At 57.8% G+C, this 1,791-nt stretch carries 2 protein-coding genes and 2 pseudogenes; 2 read left to right on the top strand and 2 right to left on the bottom strand.

Annotated elements, in window-relative coordinates:
• Nucleotides 1-116: 116 nt before the first annotated feature.
• Nucleotides 117-785: pseudogene (locus BVER_RS28735) on the top strand (aminotransferase class III-fold pyridoxal phosphate-dependent enzyme); the annotation flags it as partial.
• Between the two features lie 49 nt (nt 786-834).
• Nucleotides 835-1,131, top strand: a complete 297-nt coding sequence (locus BVER_RS28740) for a hypothetical protein (RefSeq protein WP_050456123.1) — start codon at nt 835-837, stop codon at nt 1,129-1,131.
• A 91-nt stretch (nt 1,132-1,222) separates the two neighbouring features.
• Here the strand turns inward: BVER_RS28740 and pqqA are convergent, their stop codons facing one another.
• Nucleotides 1,223-1,297 carry a pyrroloquinoline quinone precursor peptide PqqA gene (gene pqqA / locus BVER_RS35455; RefSeq protein ID WP_008353049.1) on the bottom strand — a complete coding sequence of 25 codons (75 nt, stop codon included), beginning with the start codon at nt 1,295-1,297 and terminating at the stop codon, nt 1,223-1,225.
• Nucleotides 1,298-1,592: 295 nt separating this feature from the next.
• Nucleotides 1,593-1,791: pseudogene (locus BVER_RS34915) on the bottom strand (hypothetical protein); the annotation flags it as partial.

The raw sequence follows: 1,791 nt of genomic DNA on the forward strand, positions 1-1,791 counted from the left end.
CGTGCAGATAGGCGTGCGGGGCGTAATTGAGCGGAGACCCCGGAACTTCGAGGCGCTGCAAGACGAGAAGGTGTTGAGACTACCTGGTTTGTAATGGGAGAGATGCATTATGAAACTCGGTCGTGCAAGTGCTGAAGAAGCACGACATTCTGCTGATCTCCGACGAAGTGGTGTGCGGCTTCGGTCGTCTCGGTTCGAAGATGGGCGCGCAGCATTACGGTATCAAGCCGGATCTGATCACGGTCGCTAAAGGCCTGACGAGTGCTTATGCGCCGCTGTCGGGCGTGATTGTCGGAGAGAAGGTGTGGGACGTGATCGACAAGGGCTCGCAGGAGTATGGTCCGATGGGACACGGCTGGACGTATTCGGGTCATCCCATTTGCGCGGCCGCCGCGCTTGCGAATCTAGACATTCTCGAACGCGAAAACCTCACGCAGAATGCCGCCGATGTCGGCGCATATTTACAGCAGCAGTTGCATGCGGCGTTCGACGCGCATCCGCTCGTCGGCGAGGTGCGTGGCGCGGGCATGCTGGCCGCACTGGAATTCATGGCCGACAAGGAAGGGCGCAAGCCTTTCGATGCCGCGCTCAAGGTGGGGCCGAAGGTATCGGCGGCCGCGCTCGAACGTGGCGTGATCGCACGCGCGATGCCGCACGGCGATATTCTCGGCTTTGCGCCGCCGCTCGTCACGACGCGCGCGGAAGTCAATGAGATCGTCGGCATCGTCAAGCAAGCGGTGGATGCGGTCGCGAATCAGGTCGTCGGTTCGGCTGTGACGAGTTGAGGAATGATGGTTGCTCGCCTTATCGTGCCTACACGAAGGGAGAGCAACCATGAATGACGAAGAGCGGAAGAGCACGGATAAGCCCTTGGGCGACGCGGGTAGCGGCGCGAGCGGCGGCGGGTCGTTCGGTAATGAGCCGGGACCGGGCGCGGCAACGGGCGGCGATCCCAAACAAGGCGTGCGCAAACCGAATGCGGCTGAAATCGAACCGGCCAATCGTCGGCTTGACCAGCATCCGCATCAGACGGCCGAAGTGCCTTATGGATCGGGAAATCGGCCGGAGCCGTCGGGTAAGGGCGGAATGGAAGCGCAAAACCCTTCATCGAATGATGCAGGGCGAAAATAAGCAATTCTTTGATTGCGGCGAGTGTGCCGTAAGAATGCGCTGCAAGAAAAACAAAACGGCCGCTGATTGCGGCCGTTCTGTTTTTACCGGATTAACGCGTGGCGATGTACATCGTAATTTCGAAGCCAAAGCGCATATCGGTGAAGCTAGGGGTTTCCCACTTCATAGAGCCTCCTTGTGCAATAAATGGCTAGACGGATGTCAGGCCGTTTCGCGGGTCATCTCCTGCAAAAGCGCCGTGCAGGCCGCGCCCCAAATCGACGCTCTTTAATCCTAACGCGTGTTTCGTGTCTACATCATTGGAAATGACCCTTTGGGTCATTTAATTTATTTATAGTGGCTAGCGGCATGTTCCTAAGCCGTCAGGCGCTGTAGCCGTTCTGTCAGTGTCTTGCGCGCGATCAAAGCAAGGGATTACCCTAGCGCTCTTAGCCAAATGTCAGCACGGCGCCAGCCTCGCGTCATTCCACTCGCGCTGCTTCGCGAAGTACCGCGTTGGCACTATCGAAATTGCGGTCAGTCATGCGGTTAAGTAGTCTGGCCTGCAAAATTGAATTTGCCGGAATGGACCCGACGACGCAGTCTGGTGCAGACGTAAACGCACATCTCAGCCAGGTCTGCAGCGCACGAGTAGAGGTTGAGGCATGATGTTGAGCTGAA

Origin of the sequence: Candidatus Burkholderia verschuerenii (assembly GCF_001189365.1) — a bacterium.
In the GTDB taxonomy this organism is placed as follows: domain Bacteria; phylum Pseudomonadota; class Gammaproteobacteria; order Burkholderiales; family Burkholderiaceae; genus Caballeronia; species Caballeronia verschuerenii.

What these genes read in the sequence shown, in the direction of transcription:
- BVER_RS28740 (WP_050456123.1), top strand. Translation starts at nt 835, where the DNA reads ATGAATGACGAAGAGCGGAAGAGCACGGATAAGCCCTTGGGCGACGCG.